Source organism: Streptomyces melanosporofaciens (assembly GCF_900105695.1).
GTDB lineage: Bacteria > Actinomycetota > Actinomycetes > Streptomycetales > Streptomycetaceae > Streptomyces > Streptomyces antimycoticus.
In genome coordinates this window covers 3,536,637-3,554,740 of record NZ_FNST01000002.1, presented here as the reverse complement: position 1 = coordinate 3,554,740, position 18,104 = coordinate 3,536,637, and the positions used below count along the sequence as shown (strand labels likewise).

Sequence of the window (18,104 nt, the reverse complement as noted above, 5' to 3'; positions counted from 1 at the left end):
CGAAGAGGATACGCACATCGGACCCACCCCCACGGCACAGGCCCGGTCCCACCGGACCGGGCCCGCACCCTGCGGCTTCATCGACTACCGCTTACCGCTTATCGGCACCCACCGGCACAGCGTGCCGGAGCCGGGCGCAACGCGGACACCGCAGCAACCGGCCGGGACCAATGCGGTCGACGGTGAGGTGCTGCATCGGGAACGAGGCGGTGCTGAATACGTGCCCTTCAGCACAACGGACGACGGTGCGCTCCATTGAGTCCCTTCCCCAAGAACGTGGACGGCGTGGACGACAAAAGCCACATTAGGGGATGAACCACACACCGCTCCACGCGGCACTCCGGACCCCCACCGTACGCCCAACTCCCGCACCCCCACAGCCGCTTCCGCCCCGCCCCCACGCCGGACATCCACCCCAAAACCGCCCCGAAACCCCCGCGAATCCCCACCAACTCGCCCTGCCCCCACCCCGGACTCGCCTTAGCCTTGGCCCCGCTTTGACCCCGCCCCGGCCCCGCCTTGACCTCGATCCCACCCGAACAGCACGAAGACCCCACGACGAATGCGCCGGGGGTCAGCCATGGGGTAAAGTATCCGACGATGCGGCGCCAGAAATCGGGCGCCTCTCGCGGGTGTAGTTTAATGGTAGAACATGAGCTTCCCAAGCTCAGAGCGCGGGTTCGATTCCCGTCACCCGCTCCACGACGAAGGCCCAGGTCAGCGACCTGGGCCTTGTTTGTTGTCTAGACCTCTCTAGGCGTTCCGTGCCCTCCGCGTGCCCTAACTCAGCAAGAACAGCCACCCGAATGGAGCCGCCGCACCACTTCTGGGTGACGCGGCGGCGATTCGCCTCACATTCAGAGACGCACTTTTAGTGACCTGCGTCACCAAGATGACTTTCCGCACTTCATCGCGATCGCAAAACGGCAAGCACCGAGACAGCTCACCGCACCACCGAAAGCTGTGGACGACTCTCTGGTGTCGTAGGTCGGCGGCTACGCCCCTCACCCTCTTGAGCGGTGACAACGAGCCCGAAGATGAGGTCGTTAAGGTCCACAGGGCGGAGGTGGAGGTCAGCTGCTACATCAGCCAAGCGCGTGCCTTCAGTTCGTAGCGCGGCGAAGACCTTGCCGAGTACCTGCGAGGTCTCCCTCGCCAGGCGGCTCTGCGGCTCCGCCTTGCGGTACCCGAGTCGACTCAGCTCTACGCAATGGGTCCGGTACTGCCACTCGGTGGTGAGGTTCAGCTCGCGCAGCCGGTGAGCAAGAGCCATTGCGGCGACCTTCCAGCGCCGCTTGGCCTGAAGGATCCAATTGGTGCTGGGGTTGCGAGGTACGTGTGCGAGTACATCTGCCATCGGCATCAGCAGGGCGGCCGCGAATCGGTGGGCTTCGGCCTCGGCCTGGGGGCCGTGCGGGATCTGCTCTTCACCGTGCAGCACGAGATGCCCCAGCTCATGAGCCGCATCGAAGCGTGCGCGCTCCGCGGTCTTCTCGGTGCTCAGGAGGACGAACGGAACGCCCCGGTCCCAGAAGGAGAACGCATCGACCTCTGGGCAGTCTCGCGATAGCGAGAACACTCGCACCCCGTGGGCTTCCAGCAGATGAACCACGTTGGGGATGGGAGTGACGCCCAAGCCCCATCGCGCTCGGACGAGTTCTGCGGCGCGTTCAGCCGAGCAGTCTTCGCCTCCAGCCTCTCCCGGCTGCGGAACCTGTTCCCCTCGTCCCAACGACTGAAGGAGGTTAGAGACGGCAGGTCGGGTGCCGGCAGCCGGAACCGCGCCGCGATCCAGTCCTGCAGGAGTCGGGCCAGACGGCCACCACTGAGGGCCGTGTCCCGCTGGGAGGCGGTCATCTTGCTCAGTGCCCGGAAGCTCACCGACTCCGCGGGCAGATCGGCGACCTCCTCAGCGCTGAAGAATGGCTCAGGGAACTCAAGGGCCTCCGCAATAGCCGTCAGAGAGGGCGGACTGGGATGCGCCCGCCCGTTCTCGAAGTCCGACAGCCTTCGCGCCGTGAGCCCGGCCAACTGGGCGAGGCGGGTCACGGTGAGCCCCCGGCGCCTGCGCGCCAGAACGAGCCGGGATGCGGTGGTCATTGGTGTGCGCCAAAAAGGTAGATGGGGAACGGATCAGCCCAGACGTTCAATGGGGATGTCAATGCCGCCCTCGTCGTCGTCAGGGAACGGATTGAAGCCCTCGAAGTCGATCCAGGGCAGGACGATCCGCTCGTGCCAGCTGTCGATCTTGCCACGACTGCCTGCGTTGTTGGGCAGCGACAGCTCCGAGTACAGCCTCGTCCCGGCCTCTGTGTTCACGTGCTGGTAGAGCAAGAACCAGGTCGGGATGCCGTCACCAACATCCTGCGGCTCAGGCTCCTCTTCGTAACCGAAAATCGTCAGTTGCCGGTTGGTCTCTACCCTCCGGATCACGGCAGAGCCCTTGGGGTAGCGGGTCGACGGCGTGAGTGCGGCCAAACCGGTTTCCCTGCTCCCGCTGGAAGCAGTGACGGCGAAGTCGTCAGTTGGCGCAACGAGGAGAGGCACATTGCTAGGGCTGGCGCTGCGCCACCCCTTCGGGACGTAGGTCTCCCTTAAGAAGCGAACCGTCCGCCCCCAGAAAATGTTGCCTGGGAGCGAGACGGGGTCGAACGGGGTACAGAAGTTCCGCTCCGCTTCGGCACGTCGCAGAACGACCTCGATCTCCTCGAACGACAGCCCGAGTTCAGCGAGCATCTTGTCAACACGAGAGTCCCCAACGTGCACAGCCATGCCCACCCCACCCAAACCTGAGTTGACTTCCGGAAATCCTTCCTCATTCGAGGGGGAAAATCAAGAAATTAGGCTGGTCAAGCGCCAACCCACAGCTGGTCGGGCACATCGGCTGGATGAGATAGCGATGGCAGCACTCAGGCCAGCGAGGCAGGCGGTTCGTCCCGCCCGCCTCACCGCCCGTGCGTCACGTCTCCCTCCGTGCGCCCTTCTCGGCTGCTCGAGATCGCTGCTCACGCACCCTCGCTTCGATGCCCTCCGCCACCTCCTGCTGCCGCTCGTCGTCGGAGTGCTGGTAGATCAGCGCGGCCTTCTCCGAGGACTGCCCAGCCCGGACCATCGTGTCCTTGAGCGTTGCCCCGGACTGGGTGGACAGGCTGTGACCGGTGTGGCGGAGGTCGTAGAAGCGGAAGTCCTCCGGCAGACCGGCCTTGACTCGGGCCCTGCGCCACTTGCGGCCGAAGGAGGAGCGCCGGAGCCGCCCGCCAAGCCCAAGGGCCGACAGCCCAGCGCCACCATGGACGAACTCGTCGGCATCGGACGCACCGCTCCTCCAGGACGCGACGGCCGCATCTCACGCCGCGCCGTCGAAGCGGCGATTCGAGCCAAGGGACACAGCGTCGGCCGAGCCCGCCTGGACGAAGCCACCCACATCCTCCAAGCCGAACTCGACACAGCCCGCTCCAAGGCCGACTGACCTCGAAGGACCGCACTCGTCCCGCACGCCGCTGACCCGTCCCACCCGTCCCCGCGCAGGTCAGCGCAGGGACGGGTGTCCGGCCCGTGACGAGTCCACCCGACATCAACCCCCGCTACCCCGCCTGCGGAGACGCTTCCATGCACACCCCGTACAACGAGCCCGCCACCAACCAGCCGGAGATGTCCACCACCGCAACCAGCGCAGCAAGGTATGGCGTTGGACCGTCCAAGGGCCGGTCCAACGCGGATGCCTCCGCCCCGGGGGTGGCGGAGGACCTCGGGCACCAGGGGGTGCCCGAGGAGGAGCAGCCCGCCGAAGCGCCCGAGCAGTCGCCCGTCGCCCGCGCTGACGACGCTCTGCACCGTGTCGCCCGCCGTCGTGCCCGCGAAGACGTCCAGCGCAAAGAGCGTGTCGATGTCCGCTACAGCGTCGACGAGAAGCACGCGATCACCACCAGGGCCCGCCAGATGGAGATCGCCGGTGCCCACCTCGTGGGCGCCGTGGTCATGGCCTACCTCGAAGGCGGCTTCCACCTCCCCGGCCAGCGCGCCCAGTTCGACGACGTGATCGACGAGCTCTCCACCCTGCGCACCCAGGTCGCCGCGATCGGCAACAACGTCAATCAGATCGCGTTCCGCCTCAACGCCGGTGGCGATCCACACCCTGTGGACACCAGCGTCCTGGCTCGGGCAGAGCGCACCTTGGAGACCGTCCGCGTCACGATCCAGGACATCGCGGCGGTCATGAATCATGCCGTCTCCGCGAAGGCGGCCGGATGATCGCGAAGATCAGCAGCGGCAAGGACACCGCCGGCCTGATCAGGTACCTCTACGGCCCCGGCCGAGCCAACGAGCACACCGACCCGCACCTGGTCGCCTCCTGGGACGGCTTCGCCCCCGACCCCGGCCGCAGCAACGACTTCAACGTCACCAGGAAACTCCTCGTCCAAGACCTCGACCTACGCGTCCACCAGGCCAAGCGCCTCGGCCGAGCGCCGAAGCAGCACGTGTGGCACTGCTCCATCCGCGCCTCCCCCGAGGACCGGCTCCTCAGCGACGACGAATGGGCCGTCATCGCCCGCCGCATCGTGGCCGCCACCGGCATCGCCCCCGAAGGCGACCCGGACGGCTGCCGCTGGGTTGCCGTCCGCCACGCGGAGGACCACATCCACATCGCTGCCACCAAGGTCCGCGGCGACCTGCGCACCGCCCGCCACTGGAACGACTACCTCACCGCCGACAAAGAACTGGCCGACATCGAGAAGGACTACGGCCTCCAGCAGGTCATACGCGGCGACCGCACCGCCGCGAAACGCCCCACCCGGGCCGAGCAGGAGAAGGCCCTCCGCACCGGTCACCAGCGGGCCGCACGCGAACGCTTGCGCTCTACCGTCCGCACCGCGGTCTCCGTCGCCACCAGCCCCGAAGAATTCCTGGACATCCTCACCCGCGCCGACAACGTGCACGTGGACATCCAGTACTTCCCGTCCGGCGACATACGCGGCTACAAGATCGCCCTCGAAGGCGACACCAACGCCGCAGGCGACCCGATCTGGCACTCCGGCTCCAAGCTCGCCCCCGACCTGTCCTTCCCCAAGATCCGCGAACGCCTCACCGACCTCGACATCCCACCGACCACGGCGCCGGAAAAACGTCGCCGTCCCAACCCCTGGCATCAAGCCACCGCAGCCGCCGAACGCATCCCCACCCGCCTCGCACAGTCCGACGACGCAACCGCCCAGGCCCACATCGCCGCCTTCGGTGAAGCCCTCGACGCCCTGCCGATACTCGCCCCCAAGAACCTCCGCCCCCAACTCCAGCAAGCCGCCATAACCTTCGAACGCGCCACCCGCTCCCGCATCCGCGCCCAGCAGGACCAGGCCCGAGCCCTGCGCAGCGCCATCCGCTCCCTGCGCACACCCGTCGCCGAAGGCGGGTCCGGCCTCGCGATGTTCCTCGACGTCGCCCTGCTCGTCGTCACCGCCGCCACCCACTGGCACCAGCTCCGCCAACACGACCAGCAGGTCACCGCCGCCCACCAGGCCCTGATCCATCTGCACGCCGCCTACGAGCAAGCCGCAACAGCGCCCCTGGCCACCCTCGCCCTGCGTAAACCGCCGGCACAGACGGTCGACCGACTCGTGCGTCGGATGTGGGAGACGGCGCCCTCCCAGGCTCAACAGATCCTGGGCGACCGTGGCTGGGATGCCCTGACCACCGTCCTCACAGAAGCCGAGCGCTTGGGACACAACCCGGACACCCTGCTTCAGCAAACCATCCATCAACGGCCGCTGGATGATGCACGCCACCCCGCCGAAGTGCTGACCTGGCGCATCCGCCGTCTCGGCGAACGCCGAGCCCCCAGCACCCGAGCTCTGGCGGCCCAGGCACGGTCTGCCATGGTGCGGCCTGCCCCGTCAACGCAGGTGTCGCCGACCAATGCCATGCGTGAAGCAACTGCCCCTCGTAGGCCACGGCGGTAAGACGGCAGCAAGGCAACGCTTGGAGATGACGAAGGTATGGCGGAAGTTGGCTACGCGGCCATCTCGCTGCGTATCTGATCAAGAGACTGGGAGGCGGCGGCATGCTGGGCAGGCAGCCGGGTCCCTGCAGTGCGCACGATGCGCTGGAGTTGGTGAGGCAGGCGTTGCATGGCCGCCTCCTGGATCGCGGTATCCAGCGATTGGGCGGCACCGCTGCGGTCTTCGGCGAGCAGCTGCACGTGCGCGACGGTGATCAGCTCGATGACACGCCACTGCGGAGCCACGACCGTCGTGGGCACCGGACTGCGCTCCACCAGCCGCATGGCCACATCGGTTCGTCCGGTGGAAACGAGACCGCGGAGGCGGATCTCGTGGAGCGAGAACGGATTGAACAGGCTGGTGTGGTCGACATGGGAGAGCAGGTCGTCGGTCTCCCGCATCACTTGGTCGAAGAGTTCGCCGTTGCCCAGGGCACCGGCTGCCCGGGCCAGGAGTGGCAGAGCTGCGGCTTGGGCGTTGTCGTCCGGTGCTGTAGCCGCAGCGCGGCTCAGCCGCTGGACGGCCGCGCCCCTCAGGTTCGCCTTGCGCAGCTCGTTTCCGTGCATGCGCAGTACGTACGAGGTCATACCCCGGTCCTGGAAGTACTCGGCGACCTCCAGGCTTTTGGCGGTCCAGTGGGCAGCGGTGGCCAGTCGCTCCTCAGGGAGCACGTTGCCCAGGGCGACGCCGAGTCCCACACGGGCCCGGGCGAGCAGATGCAGCACGTCGCGCTCGGTGTGACCGTCGTCGATGCGTGCTTCGAGCCGGGCGACGAGCGGCCACAGTTCGGAGACGGCTTCGGAGGCATGGCCGGACTGCCGAGCGATCTCGGCGAGCCGGACGGTGGACTCGCCGAACTGCAGCATCGCCCGGTGGTCCGTGTCCGCGGAATCGGTGATCCCCAGGACATGCGGAGGCAGTTCCAGACAGTCACAGATCCGGCGGCGGGAGCCGACGTCGTCCAGGGCGCGCTTCCCGAGTTCGAGGGCGGAGATGTAGGTCTTGTCGTAGCCGACGAGTGCGCCGAGCTCGGTCTGGTTCATGCCATGGACCCTGCGGTAGAACCGCAGGATGCTCGGCAGGTCTCCGGTGCTGAGAATGAGCTGGGCCTGTGGGGTCGCCCAGTGCCACTGGGCATGCCGACTCGAAGGCCGTGGACTGGGGAACCGGTTCGTTTCCGCTCGCTGTGCGATCTCGCCCCCGCCCATGGTCGGCTACATCCGCTCGTAGTCGTCCAGGCCCGCGTCCCTGCGGCCGTACCAAGCGGCGATGGCCTGCTTGTAGCCGTCGGGCATGTTCAGCCTGGGTACCTCGTCGGCGGTGAACATGCCGAGCTGCTTGTGCTCGTGGCTGACGACTGGAGGCCGGTCGGGGGTCAGTACGGTGCAGCCGTAGGTGACGATCAGCACCCTCCGCCCGGGGATGGGCTGGTAGATCCACACACCGCCGTCGATGAGGGGGCCGGCCTTGACCTCCCAGCCGGTCTCCTCCTGGATCTCCCGTTCCAGCGCGGCTTCGGGACTGGCGTCCGGCAGTACGGCTCCGTCCGGGCTGCCGATCTCCAGACGGCCGCCGGGCAGTTCCCACTCGTCGCGCTCGTTTTTCAGCAGCACCACGCGGTCCTGGGCATCCAGTGCGACGCCTTTCACGGAGACGGGCCAGAGCGGCGGCGTGTACGTCATGACGATCCTCGTCCCGCGGTGTGCGACCGGGCTCACGGAACGTAGCACGCCCCGCTCGACCCGCATCCGCGCTGGGCGATTTGCCCGAGTCGACAATCAGTCGCTTTACCCCGCACAACGCGACTGCCCACCCTGAGCACACCGACCTCGATCGAAGGAGTACGGCGAGGCGCCACGCCGCAGCCGGCCCCGTGGCCCTCTTCTCGGGCCACTACGTCAACATTCGTGCCCCTCATGCCAGCGACGCGATCGCCGCACAGCTCCGCGAGACCGGCCTCGTCACCATCGACGGACTGCAGAATCGTCAGAACGTCCTGACTTTGGCCGCACGGCTGATGGCCATCACACCGCACCCGCACAGTGCACCGGACGGCCTGACGCTGATCCGCGAAACCGGCAGCCACGCCCACCGCGCGGGCTTCGCCGGGCTCGGCAGCGGCGACCTGCAAGCACACACCGAGCGGTCCGGCGTCCCCAGGCCGCCGCGCCTGATGCTCCTGGTGTGCCTACGGCCCACACCCACGGGCGGCGACGTCCTCCTCGCCGACGGACGCGATGTCCACGCCCGGCTCGTGCGCAGCTGCCGCGAAGCAGCGATCACCTTCTCCCAGCCACGGACCGCGTACTTCGGCTCGGGGGCCGGCCACGCCACCCAGGTCATCACCGCCCAAGCCGACGGACGAATTTCTATACGCCTACGCCAGGACGGCCTGGCCCGGTGGAGCCCGATCGCCCAGCCATACCTCCCCAGCCTGCGGGGCGCCATCACCGATAGCCAGCACCGCATCATCCTCCAGGCCGGGCAGGGGTACCTGCTCGACAACCACCGCTGGCTGCACGCCCGCACGCGCTTCTCCGGGGACCGACAGCTCCTCCGCGCGCTCGGCGAGCCCCTCTTCTCCCTCCCCGAAGGTTTCGTTCCGCATCCCCCGGCAGCACCAACACACGCCAACCAACCTCGGGGACCTTGATGGTCGATAAGCGCACGGGCGACATCGGCCTTGTCATGGGAAGTGCAGGGCCGTGCCTCCAGCTTCGGCCGCCTCAGGGCGGCGAGAAGTGGGACGTACCGCCGGATGCCCTGCGCGAGCCAACGGCCGCGGAAACTCTGCGTGCCAAGGTCAGCGTGGCAAACGGACGGTGGGGCCGATGAACGCCTTCCAGAGCCAGAGCGCCCGGCGATAAGGGCGTGCCACAAGCCCCCGGACCACGGGAGTTGCGCAGGAAGTTACCCGGCGCGCTCAACGACAGCATCTCCTTGCCCACCCACAGCAGAGGACTCCGCAAACAGACGCTCCGGAGAGCCGCATGGACTATCCCGGCCGTTTCGTCATGTCCTGCACCCGCAGTCCTGAGCGCGTCGCCCAGATCCGGCGCATCAGCGCGGCGCACTTGCGCCTGTGGGGACTCGGCGACTGCATCGAGACAGCGACCCTGCTCCTCAGCGAACTCGTCACCAACGCCGTCCGATACGGCGAGAGAGACGAGATCAGCTTCTCCCTTTCCCACCTCAAGGGAGAGGTGCGGATCGACGTGGACGACGGATCCCCCGGCCACCCCAGGGTGAAGGGCCCTGCCTCTTACGAAGAGACGGGACGCGGAATGCTCATCGTCGACGCCCTCGCCGACGAATGGGGGACGACCAACGACGGCAGCAGGACCTGGGCCACTATCGCAGTCCCGGCACCGATGCAGATCACGCCCGGTTTCTGGTGTGAATGGCGCGGGGCAGACGGAGAACGCCTCACCGCATGCGCATCTCCCCTGCCTGACTCAGCGATCAACTGGGCTCGCACACAGATGCGGGTCATCGCCTGCGCCCTCGGAGAACCTCTCCTCGCGGATCTCTGGGACTGGCTGTCCGAGGGATGGCGCGATGCCGCCGCAGCACTGGAACGTGGCGAGGACTTCGCCCTCCACCTCGTCGCCGGGCCGCACGCCTTCGTCTGGCACGCGCACCCCGTGCGCTTCCTCCCCATGGCCCTCGCAGACCCAGAGGGGAGTGAATGCGAGTGCTCCGTTACTGGGTAGAGGCGATCGGGGAGGGGCCGGTGGATGGCCACGTCGTGCGCGTCGTACTCGGCCATCACGACGCCGGGAACCGCCGACTCGCCCTTCGCCGCGTCCGTGGACATGCACTCCATATCGCCAACGGGCTCGACCCCAGCCCCGGGGCGTCCTGGCTCGGCAGCGTCCGCATGCAACGGGTGAGCGACGACCTGCCTGACGTGCCAGCGTTCTTCCGCACCTGGTGCGACGACGAGGTGCAGCAGGAAGCCGCCCTCAATCGACTTGCCGCAGGCAGGCCCTTCAGGCTCACTGCCGCCGACCACACCGGGCACTACTCGCTGACCGTCTGGCCCGTAACCCTCCCGACCCCGCAGGAGGACACGCTCGGTGCCACGGCAACGAACCCCGTATGCCCCCGCTCCGACCGCCGACGCCACAGGAAGCCTCGCCATGCGGTGAGGAAGGCACGTTGGTGGCCGGGGCGGGTCCCGGGTCCCGTCTCCGCTGTGTGAACTGGAGGCTCCCCCGACCTCGCAAGGGCAGGTCGACAGCGCGAGGCGGGACCCGCACAAAGCCACCACAAGGAGAGGTGCGTTGACAACACCCCTGGATGACGGCGACGAAGTGTTCGACCTGATCGGCGCCATCACCGCCCAGCACCAGCAATGACCAGCGCGTCCGCGCGCCCAACGAGACGAGGGACAGATGACCGTTACTGCGACGCCACCGGCACGAAGTCGCAGCACCACAAACCCGCTTCGAAGTCGTCCGGCCGTCCGCCGCTTCCTGGAAGGCCCGGCACTCACCCCCGCCGACCTGTCCATGGTGCTGCTCGTCACCGAGAAGCACGCCGACCGCCCCATGCCGACCCTCACGGTCCCGGAGATCCCCGCAGCGATGCGCGAGGCCATTACACGGCATCCGATCGGTCAAGATCTTCGCCGAGTCCACCCGGCGGGACGCCACAGGGGAGATCTCGCTCGTGCCCGACGCGCTCATGGCCCGGGCCGTCCGCGCAGCGAAGGACGCGGAACCGGACCTCGCGGTCATGACGGAGACGTGTCTGTGCTCGTACACCGACTCCGGGCTCTGCTACGTCACCGACGTGCACGGTCGCCCGGACATCCCCGCCACCATCGACGTCACCGCCCGGCAAGCCGTCGCACACGCGGCGGCAGGAGCCGACATCGTGGGCCCGGCCTCCATGGTGCTCGGCACCACCCAAGGCGCCCGAACCGCGCTGAACGACGAAGGCTTCAGCAGTGTCTCCGTCATGCCACACGTGATCTTCTGGAGCAGCCTCTACGACGGCTTCCGACGCACCATGGGTGCCACACCCAAGGCAGGGGTCGACCGCGAGTTCCAGATCAACCCCGGCAAGCCCGAACAGTTCATCGACGCGGCACTCCAACTCGTCCTAGAAGACGCCGACATGCTCCTACTGGAGCCCGCCATGTTCACCGCCGACGTGCTGGCCCACCTCAAGCGGCACACCCGGACACCGCTCTTCCCGTTCTCGGTGTCCGGCGAGTACACCGCACTCTCGTCCCTCGACCCCAAGACCGGCAAACGAGACGTGCAGAGGCTCATCGAGCTCTTCACCATGCTCAAGCGAGCCGGAGCCGATGCCAGCGTGACGTACGCGGCACTGGACATCGCCCGACAGCTCAGCAGCTGAACCGCAGCCTCGAACCGTATCTCGCCGAGGATGGAACGCGCGCCCTGGCCGATCAGCTCTCCGGCCAGGGTCTCCCCGAGCTTTTCCGGTTCGCTGAGCGGCCCGGAAAGCGAGCCGGAAACCTGACGGGTTCCGTCGAGCGACGTCACCTGCGCATAAAGCGAAAGCGATCCATCCGGGCGGACCTCCGCAAACGCGCCTACGGGCACACTGCATCCGCCGTGCAACTCGGCAAGGAGTGCACGCTCGGCCCGGACCTGAGCGTCAACCGCGAGATCTCCAGCAGTGGAAATAATCTCCTGAATCGCCGCGCTGTCCTCACGCACCTGAATACCGAGGGCCCCTTGGCCCGGCGACGGCGGAAAGAGATCGACGGGCAAAACCTCGCCGATAGCATCGCCCAACCCAAGACGTCGAAGCCCCGCGACCGCCAGAACCACGGCGTCAAGCCCCATGGTCTCGATCTTCTTCAGTCTCGGCGGGACGTTACCCCGAATCGGTACGACCTCAATATCAGGCCGAACCGCCAGCATCTGGGCGATGCGCCGAGGAGCCCCGGTCCCCACCCGGGCCCCTTTGCGCAGCCCAGCTAGGGTGCTCCCACACAAGGCGTCGCGTGCGTCCTCCCGGCCCGGCGGGGGCATCAGAATGAGACCCGGCGGATTCGCCGTAGGCAGATCCTTCAGGGAATGGATGACCACATCCACATCTCCCCGAGCCAGCGCGGCTTCCTGCTCAGTGCTGAATGCACTGCCGCCACTCACGGCCGAGACGTCCGAAACCAGCGACTTCCGATCCCTGTCACCTCCTTCGAGAATCACTCGGTGGGTAAAGGTGACCTCAGGGAATCGCTCACGCAAGGGGCCAAGGTATTCGCGCACCTGAACCTTGGCAAGGTTACTTGCACGCGAGCCTACGAAGTACGTATCCACGGCAATCAACTCCCGACAGGCGATGGGCCGTCAAGTCATCGTACTCGCCATGGGAATGCCATTATGCCGACCCATTGTCGGGGTAATCGACGTTGACTTCTTCTCGAAATGTTAGGGCACGCTGGAGCTGGGCCTACTCGCCCAAGATCAGTCACGCGAGCTCTCCACCCCCCGGGCCCTCCAGCCACAGGCCGGAAGTCGCATGAGAACACGGCTGGATCAGGCCCACGCACAGCCAACCGAAGCTGACGCGCGCAACGCCGCTGGGTAGCGGACGCCGACCGCCGCCCCCGTTCTCACCCTCCTGGACGTTTTCGCCGCCTCGTCGCTCTAACAGTTCGACAGCAAGAACACTGGCGGAGAGGCACAGAGTTGAGTGGGATGTGGCTGTCGCTGGCCATCGTGGTGGCCAGCGCGACGGGGACCATGACGGCGGCGCTGGCGTACAAGGTCCGCGAGCGGGCTCGTCTTCGGATGATGACGGAGTCGGCACGCGCGCTGGCGCGGGGCGGTACGGTGCGCTACCGATCGGTGGACCAGCGCATGAAAGCGACGGCAGAGTGGGAGTTGACCGTTCCCCGACCTGAGGCCGATCCCTCACACGGTGGGACCGGCAGGGGGGAGGACCGTGGTGAGTCCGGCCGGTGACGAATGGGAAACGCTGTACCGCAAGCACGGACGGAAGGTGCTCCACGTCGCGACACTCGCCGCCGGCGGGTCGGCGCATAACGGCTGGGACGGCGTGCAGCACGCGTTCTCCCAGGCATGGCTCCATCTCACCGATCCGTCAAAGCCGCCCGTGGGCAACTGGGCGGGCTGGCTGCGCAAAGCGGCCGTCCGCCATGTGGTCGAGGCGGCCAAGGGTGAGACACGCGCCCTTCCCCTGCTCGACCGTGATCGACAACAGGACGGTCCGTTACTGGAGAGCTGGGTTGCCGTGAAAGAGGAATATCAGGGCATCCTGAAAGCGGTCGCGGCCCTGCCGGCACGTCAGCGTCAGGCGATGGCCCTGTGTTGCATCGCAGGATTTTCGGTCAAGGAGACCGCGCTGATCATGGATATCGAGGACGGGACCGTACGCAGCCTGATCAGCCAGGCACGCCAAGCTCTGCCCCCGCGCCGCGGAGAGGAGACCGGCGATGAGCAGTGACCAGAACGCTCCAGAACCCGACATCTCGGCGCTGCGTGACCTCTTCGCCGACGCCGAGGACGCAGTCGCGCAAGCCATTGACCCGCTCTTCGACGAAGAAGCCGGGCTAGGGCAGATCCGCCGCCACATCGCCGCACAGCACCGCACTGCCGATTCCGCCGGCTCCACATCTCAATCCCCCCACACAGGCGGTCCACGGAAGGCCCCGGAGCCTCACCCCGGCTTCTGGACCGGAGGCGGCTCCCACCGTGCCAACACGCCGGACACGCAGCACGCCCAGGGGAACCTCGCCCGCTCAGCCGCAACACCGGAAAGCGCACAACCGCTGGTACGGCCCTACGCCATGACCGGGGGCAGCACTCGACCGCGCCAACTCGCCATCGAGGCGCTGGTCAGCACGAGCGCGGCCCCAAGCGCCCTCCAGGGGTTGCTCCCGGAGCATCAGCGCATCTGCGCTCTGTGCCGTGAGATCAAGTCAGTGGCCGAAGTCTCCGCGCTGCTGCAGATGCCGCTCGGCGTGGCCCGAATCCTGGTGGCCGACCTGGCAGAAGCAGGAATGGTCATCGTCCACGAGCCAAGTGCCAGTCAGCCCGGTGCGCGACCAGACACGACGCTCCTGGAAAGGGTACTCAGCGGGCTTCGCAAGCTCTGACATGCCGGTCTTCGTACGCGACGACCGCCTGCGACTGAGCAGGCGGCCCTAGGCCAGGTCACTGTTTCGGGCTGCGGGAGGGTTGTCGGCGTCACGGGGCGGTGGTCCCGGTCTGGTGTGACGGGCGGTGTCTGGTGGTGCGGGTGACGGTGACGACGACGGTGACAGGTCCGGGTATGCCGTGGCGGGTCGCATATGCGTCGACCGCCGATCGGACGCTTTCGCGAACGTCGCGTGCGGTGTCCAGAGCGCGGCGGTCTTCGTCGAGCACACAGCGGACTTCGACGTGCCAGGCGCCCGTTCGGGGAGCGCGTTCGGCGTGGATGCCGCTCTCGGGGGACGGTGCGACGGAGCCGGGGGTCCGGCGGACCCGGGTAGCGGCTTCGGCCAGGGCCTGACGGAGGCTGGGCTGCAGTTCGGACACGCCCGGGACGGCCAGCGCCGCTCGGGCGGCGATCCGCTCGACGCTGGTCGTGCGGACGGCGGTCACCGTCCGCTCCCGTCTCGAGGCGTGGGTTCGCCGGAGGCTGTGGGCTCCAAGGGCCGCAAGGGCTTCAAGGGCTCCAGGACGGACACGATTCTCAGGTCGATGGTGCTGACGGCGAGGCCGAGCCCGTGCTCAGCGGCATGAGCGACGGCCCGGCGCACCTCGGCGGCCCTGCCGGGCAGGGGTCGGTCGAGAGTGACGGCGAGGGTCATGGCGATGGTCACCCTGGTGCTCCCCTCGGCAGGGGTCAGGCGGCAGCTCGCGGCACGCACTCCGGGGACCCGGTCGGCGGCCCGGCGCAGGACCTTCGCCGCCGCCGTCTCCGCCATCCGCAGTTCTCGTGTGGGATCGTCCAGGGGCAGCATTCGGCCGAGCCGTACCTCGGCGCGTACCGCGTGCATGACCCGGTCGGCGACAGTGCGGGCGCTGGGGCGTTCCGCGCAGAGGGTGCGGGTGGTGCTGTCCAGGGCTGTCAGCCCCTCGACCGCCTGCCGGCAGAACGCGCAGCCGTCCATGTGAGGGTCGGGCTGATCGCCGGCGGCGCGGGCCTGCTCCCAGGCGTGGCTCACCAGGCGCCCGCAGGGCAGCCTTTCGTCCCCGATGAGCCATGCCGCGTCGGCGTCCCGGGCGGTCGGATCGTCGGGCGGGGGCGTGGCACGCGGGTCGTCTAGCGCCATGAGGCCATCTCCTTCATCAGGGTGCGCCGGGCCCGGAACAGCCTGCCGCGTACGGTCTGTTCGCTCTCGCCCACCACGTGCGCGATCTCCTCGTACGACAGCCCGTGCAGCTCCCTGAGGACCCAGCAGGCACGCTGAGCGGGGTGCAGGTCCCGGAGCGCTTGTGTCAGCGCCGCCGCGGCGGCCGCGCTTTCGACTGCTCGGGCGGGTTCGCCACCGGCATCGTGGGCCGCCGGCTCGGAAACCGCGTCCAACGACACGGAAGGGGCCCGCCCGCGCCGGACATTGAGGCATCGGTTGGTCACGATGCGGTACATCCAGGTGCGGAACGAGGCGTCCCCGCGGAACTCGGGAAGCCGCCGCCACGCGCTGATGAGGGCGTCCTGGACCGCCTCCTCGGCGTCCGAGAGGTTGCCCAGCATGTGGTACGCCAGTGCCAGCAACGGTCCGCTGTGACGCTGGACCAGTACGGCGAAGGCGTCGTCGTCACCTTCAGCGGCCCGGGCCACCAGCAGTCCGTTGTCCAGATCACGGAGGTCGTCTCCGGTCTCGCCCATCCGCTCGGCCGGGGGCGGATCCGACCCGGTGGGCTGGTACGGAGCCGCGCACCGGAGTGGTGAGAGTCCTCCCTGCTTTGCATCCACTGTTCGCTTCCCGCACAGATTCGCGTCCTGGACGGCGTCGCGGCTGCTTCCCACCCCCGGCCTGCCCGATGGCGGGTCCGACCAAGCCGGCCCCCTTGACCAGCCTAGTGACACACCACAGAAAAGTGTGACGATTTCTCCTGTTTTGTGTCCTTTCTTATGACGGGCGCTGCTCCGGTGTCCGTCTCCCCCACTAGGAGAACGTCATGACGGACACGACGCCCCGCCTGGGCACTGAAAGGCACTGGTCCGCCGATGAGACAGCGGCACAGCACAGTCCGAAGCACAGCCTCGACGCACCGGACAGCCGTGGGCGGACCACGATCGCGGACACCGTCGCGGAGAAGATCGCCGGAATGGCGACCCGTGAGGTTCCGGGCATCCACAACCTCGGCTCCGGCATGGCGCGGACCATCGGGGGCGTCCGTGAGCGGATGCCCGGCGGACAGCCCAGCATCACCCGCGGTGTACACGTCGAGGTGGGTGAGCACCAGACGGCTGTGGACCTGGACGTGGTCGTCGACTACGGATTCCCCATCGTCGACGTCGCCGCGGATGTCCGCACCAATGTCATCGCGGCTGTGGAACGCATGACCGGTCTGGAGGTCGTCGAGGTGAACGTGGCCGTCGACGACATCCACCTACCGGAGGACGAAGGCGAAGGCGACGAACACCGGGTGGAGTGATCTCCCCCGCCTTTGCCCCTTCCCGTGCGGCTACACCGCGCACGGGAAGGAGGGAAACACATGAGACTGGTGAATGAACGATGAACACAACTGTGGTCGGACTCCTGACCGGCCTGGCACTGGGTTTCGCCGGTTACTTCGGCGGCTTCGGGGCCTTCATCGTGGTCGCGGCCCTGGGCTTGGTGGGTCTGATCGTCGGCCACCTCGCACGCGGCGATGTCCATGTCACCGACTACGTACGCACCCGCGAAGGTGATGGACACCGGGCGGAGACCTTCCAACGCCGTCGGAGCAGCCACGGACCCGCCCCCGGCGCCGAGCACAGGGGGCGTGTGCGGTGAACACCCAGCCCCCGTCGCGTCCCCGCCGAGGCGGTCCGGGAAGCGGCGAGAGCACGGGCACATCTCCCCTTCCGTCGCCCGCCCGGCGCGGCGCGACACTGATCCCCGACACCGTGGTGGCCCGCATCGCGGTCCGCGCGGCACACGAAGCCCTTACTCGGCAAGGAGGCGAGCCTCCGCCACGGCTCGGCCTGGGAACGCCCCGCACCACGGCCACCGTGCACGGCGGTTCGGTCCGCCTCGGTGTCTCCTTGGAGCTGCCCTATCCCGTCGACATCGCCCGCGTCGGCGGCGAGATTCGGCACTACATCGCCGAACGGGTGTCCCATCTGACCGGCCTGCGTATCGACGGCATCACCGTGTCCGTCCAGCGACTCGTCGTTGGTCGAAGCCTGCGACGAGGACGAGTCGAATGACCCGGCGGCACGCGCCCGCGACAGGAGGATCATGACTTCCCGCACCCCGAACACCCCGCCGGACCCCGGCGGCGATCCCCCTCGACCGCGGCCGGACACCACGGCGGCTCCGGCCGGGAACACGCCGCACCACGATCCGCCGCCCGTTGAACCGCCGCCCCGACAGACAGCGCGGGAAGAACGGTCCCCCCGCCCCTGGGGAACGCGCCGGGCCCCCGCCGTCCTGGCCGCCGCACTGATCGCGCTCGGAACGGGCGTGCTGCTCTTCGAAGCGGTCTGGATAGGCACCGGACACCCGGCCACTGCCTGGTGGACACGGTTGACCCACGAACTCGCCTCCCGCCCGGTGGACGACGTCTGGGTCCTCACCGGCGCCGCCGTCGCAGCCGCCCTCGGTCTGTGGCTGGTCCTCCTGGCCCTCACCCCCGGTCTGCGTCCGCAATTGCCGTTGCGGGTTCCCACCGACGGCCACGGGCGGATGCGTGCCGTGCTCGACCGCAAGGGCGCGGCGCTGATCCTGCGCGACGCCGCCCTGCGTGTCCCCGGGGTCAGCGCGGCGCGAGTCAGGGTGCGCCGCCGCCGGGTCACGGTCCGTGCCGACGTGCGCTTCCGCGACACAGCCGACGTCAAGGACGAACTCACCGACGCCGTCCGGCGCGAGGAACGCGACCAACTCGCCCTGGCCCGGACCCCGCGCCTGGCGGTCCGCGTACACCGGAGCCCGACCTGACGGTCGTGGCGCCAGGGCCCCGATAC

Annotated in this window: 20 protein-coding genes, 1 tRNA gene and 2 pseudogenes; 13 read left to right on the top strand and 10 right to left on the bottom strand. The window is 68.1% G+C overall.

The annotated features are described in order from the left end of the window. The first annotated feature begins 628 nt into the window (after positions 1–628). A tRNA-Gly gene (locus tag BLV72_RS17850) sits at positions 629–702 on the top strand. Positions 703–943: 241 nt separating this feature from the next. On the opposite strand, the gene BLV72_RS48795 is transcribed toward BLV72_RS17850, so the two are convergent. The 4 genes and pseudogenes from BLV72_RS48795 to BLV72_RS17835 all read right to left on the bottom strand — a co-directional run. Then, positions 944–1,612 carry an ImmA/IrrE family metallo-endopeptidase gene (locus tag BLV72_RS48795; protein WP_208905668.1) on the bottom strand — a complete coding sequence of 223 codons (669 nt, stop codon included), beginning with the start codon at positions 1,610–1,612 and terminating at the stop codon, positions 944–946. After that, positions 1,501–2,100: a helix-turn-helix domain-containing protein gene (locus BLV72_RS52030; RefSeq protein WP_208905666.1), complete on the bottom strand. Its 600-nt coding sequence runs from the start codon at positions 2,098–2,100 to the stop codon at positions 1,501–1,503. The genes BLV72_RS48795 and BLV72_RS52030 overlap by 112 nt, the downstream gene beginning before the upstream one ends. A 33-nt stretch (positions 2,101–2,133) precedes the next feature. Next, the gene (locus BLV72_RS17840) at positions 2,134–2,772 is read right to left on the bottom strand and encodes a hypothetical protein (protein WP_143059788.1); all 639 of its coding nucleotides are present in this window, start codon (positions 2,770–2,772) and stop codon (positions 2,134–2,136) included. Between the two features lie 187 nt (positions 2,773–2,959). Continuing rightward, positions 2,960–3,259 (bottom strand): annotated as a pseudogene (locus BLV72_RS17835) (tyrosine-type recombinase/integrase); the annotation flags it as partial. A gap of 30 nt (positions 3,260–3,289) precedes the next feature. Here BLV72_RS17835 and BLV72_RS17830 point away from each other — a divergent pair. The 3 genes from BLV72_RS17830 (at position 3,290) to BLV72_RS17820 (ending at position 5,954) form a co-directional block, all read left to right on the top strand. Continuing rightward, positions 3,290–3,469 carry a hypothetical protein gene (locus BLV72_RS17830; protein WP_208905664.1) on the top strand — a complete coding sequence of 60 codons (180 nt, stop codon included), beginning with the start codon at positions 3,290–3,292 and terminating at the stop codon, positions 3,467–3,469. A gap of 140 nt (positions 3,470–3,609) precedes the next feature. Beyond that, positions 3,610–4,251, top strand: a complete 642-nt coding sequence (locus BLV72_RS17825; RefSeq protein ID WP_093463411.1) for a MobC domain-containing protein — start codon at positions 3,610–3,612, stop codon at positions 4,249–4,251. After that, positions 4,248–5,954 carry a relaxase/mobilization nuclease domain-containing protein gene (locus BLV72_RS17820; protein WP_093463409.1) on the top strand — a complete coding sequence of 569 codons (1,707 nt, stop codon included), beginning with the start codon at positions 4,248–4,250 and terminating at the stop codon, positions 5,952–5,954. The genes BLV72_RS17825 and BLV72_RS17820 overlap by 4 nt, the downstream gene beginning before the upstream one ends. Positions 5,955–6,004: 50 nt before the next feature. Here BLV72_RS17820 and BLV72_RS48785 read toward each other — a convergent pair whose 3' ends face one another. After that, the gene (locus BLV72_RS48785; RefSeq protein WP_208905663.1) at positions 6,005–7,036 is read right to left on the bottom strand and encodes an XRE family transcriptional regulator; all 1,032 of its coding nucleotides are present in this window, start codon (positions 7,034–7,036) and stop codon (positions 6,005–6,007) included. Between the two features lie 171 nt (positions 7,037–7,207). Then, complete coding sequence (locus BLV72_RS17810) at positions 7,208–7,675, bottom strand: NUDIX hydrolase (RefSeq protein WP_093463408.1); 468 nt, start codon at positions 7,673–7,675, stop codon at positions 7,208–7,210. A gap of 191 nt (positions 7,676–7,866) precedes the next feature. On the opposite strand from BLV72_RS17810, the gene BLV72_RS17805 reads away from it, so the two are divergent. The 3 genes from BLV72_RS17805 to BLV72_RS17790 all read left to right on the top strand — a co-directional run bounded on the left by BLV72_RS17805 (position 7,867) and on the right by BLV72_RS17790 (position 11,363). Next, on the top strand, positions 7,867–8,646 hold the full coding sequence (locus BLV72_RS17805; protein WP_167746373.1) for a TauD/TfdA family dioxygenase: 780 nt from the start codon (positions 7,867–7,869) through the stop codon (positions 8,644–8,646). Between the two features lie 337 nt (positions 8,647–8,983). After that, entirely contained in the window at positions 8,984–9,706 is a 723-nt protein-coding gene (locus BLV72_RS17795; protein WP_093463403.1) for an ATP-binding protein, read from the top strand. A gap of 694 nt (positions 9,707–10,400) precedes the next feature. Continuing rightward, positions 10,401–11,363, top strand: coding sequence for a hypothetical protein (locus tag BLV72_RS17790; RefSeq protein WP_093463402.1), 963 nt, complete (start codon positions 10,401–10,403; stop codon positions 11,361–11,363). A 107-nt stretch (positions 11,364–11,470) separates the two neighbouring features. Here the strand turns inward: BLV72_RS17790 and hemC are convergent. Beyond that, a pseudogene (gene hemC, locus BLV72_RS17785) lies at positions 11,471–12,244 on the bottom strand (hydroxymethylbilane synthase); the annotation flags it as partial. Positions 12,245–12,926: 682 nt separating this feature from the next. On the opposite strand from hemC, the gene BLV72_RS17775 reads away from it, so the two are divergent. Both BLV72_RS17775 and BLV72_RS49930 read left to right on the top strand, forming a co-directional pair. Next, the gene (locus tag BLV72_RS17775) at positions 12,927–13,445 is read left to right on the top strand and encodes an RNA polymerase sigma factor (protein WP_167746372.1); all 519 of its coding nucleotides are present in this window, start codon (positions 12,927–12,929) and stop codon (positions 13,443–13,445) included. A 127-nt stretch (positions 13,446–13,572) separates the two neighbouring features. Beyond that, the gene (locus BLV72_RS49930) at positions 13,573–14,097 is read left to right on the top strand and encodes a DUF742 domain-containing protein (RefSeq protein WP_425288524.1); all 525 of its coding nucleotides are present in this window, start codon (positions 13,573–13,575) and stop codon (positions 14,095–14,097) included. A gap of 91 nt (positions 14,098–14,188) precedes the next feature. Here BLV72_RS49930 and BLV72_RS17765 read toward each other — a convergent pair whose 3' ends face one another. The 3 genes from BLV72_RS17765 to BLV72_RS17755 are packed head-to-tail and all read right to left on the bottom strand — an operon-like array spanning position 14,189 to position 15,818. After that, the gene (locus BLV72_RS17765; protein ID WP_093463397.1) at positions 14,189–14,587 is read right to left on the bottom strand and encodes an Asp23/Gls24 family envelope stress response protein; all 399 of its coding nucleotides are present in this window, start codon (positions 14,585–14,587) and stop codon (positions 14,189–14,191) included. After that, positions 14,584–15,261: an Asp23/Gls24 family envelope stress response protein gene (locus BLV72_RS17760; RefSeq protein WP_208905660.1), complete on the bottom strand. Its 678-nt coding sequence runs from the start codon at positions 15,259–15,261 to the stop codon at positions 14,584–14,586. Before BLV72_RS17760 ends, BLV72_RS17765 begins: the two co-directional genes overlap by 4 nt. Then, positions 15,252–15,818, bottom strand: coding sequence for an RNA polymerase sigma factor (locus BLV72_RS17755; protein ID WP_093463396.1), 567 nt, complete (start codon positions 15,816–15,818; stop codon positions 15,252–15,254). Before BLV72_RS17755 ends, BLV72_RS17760 begins: the two co-directional genes overlap by 10 nt. Positions 15,819–16,111: 293 nt before the next feature. On the opposite strand from BLV72_RS17755, the gene BLV72_RS17750 reads away from it, so the two are divergent. The 4 genes from BLV72_RS17750 to BLV72_RS17735 all read left to right on the top strand — a co-directional run bounded on the left by BLV72_RS17750 (position 16,112) and on the right by BLV72_RS17735 (position 18,078). Then, positions 16,112–16,591: an Asp23/Gls24 family envelope stress response protein gene (locus BLV72_RS17750; protein ID WP_093463394.1), complete on the top strand. Its 480-nt coding sequence runs from the start codon at positions 16,112–16,114 to the stop codon at positions 16,589–16,591. 80 nt (positions 16,592–16,671) lie between these two features. Beyond that, entirely contained in the window at positions 16,672–16,932 is a 261-nt protein-coding gene (locus tag BLV72_RS17745) for a hypothetical protein (RefSeq protein ID WP_107417431.1), read from the top strand. Between the two features lie 113 nt (positions 16,933–17,045). Then, a complete protein-coding gene (locus tag BLV72_RS17740; protein ID WP_244320818.1) occupies positions 17,046–17,348 on the top strand; it encodes an Asp23/Gls24 family envelope stress response protein in 303 nt (100 codons plus the stop codon). 31 nt (positions 17,349–17,379) lie between these two features. Further along, positions 17,380–18,078: a DUF6286 domain-containing protein gene (locus tag BLV72_RS17735; protein WP_093463393.1), complete on the top strand. Its 699-nt coding sequence runs from the start codon at positions 17,380–17,382 to the stop codon at positions 18,076–18,078. Positions 18,079–18,104 lie beyond the last annotated feature (26 nt).